We start from the raw sequence: 288 nt of genomic DNA, 5'->3' as shown, positions 1-288 counted from the left end.
ATGAGAAACTGGAAACCACGCAAATCTATACGCGGGTGGCCATCGGTCACTTAAAGAAAGTGCATGAGCAGACCCACCCGGCAGAACGGCAGTCAAAGCAGGCCACGCCGCCAGACGATAAGCAGGCCGATAGCGCCAGGCCGGACAGCCCGAAGCCGGCCTGAAATCTCAGTGCGGTTGGACAGTCTTTAACGTTAGCCGGTTCCCTGTGAGCGTGTGGGGTGCAGTGAAAGGCAGACCGCGCGCGTCCCTGCGCACGGACTGCCTGCCCACCTTCGGAGTGCCGGC

Annotated in this window: 1 pseudogene; it reads left to right on the top strand. The window is 61.5% G+C overall.

From position 1 onward, the window contains the following. Positions 1-164 (top strand): annotated as a pseudogene (locus C5471_RS24745) (site-specific tyrosine recombinase XerC); the annotation flags it as partial. Between the last annotated feature and the right edge of the window lie 124 nt (positions 165-288).

Origin of the sequence: Photorhabdus tasmaniensis (genome assembly GCF_011189505.1) — a bacterium.
Classification (GTDB): domain Bacteria; phylum Pseudomonadota; class Gammaproteobacteria; order Enterobacterales; family Enterobacteriaceae; genus Photorhabdus; species Photorhabdus tasmaniensis.
The sequence above is the reverse complement of the archived record's forward strand: the minus strand, read 5'-3'. Positions and strand labels throughout refer to the sequence as shown.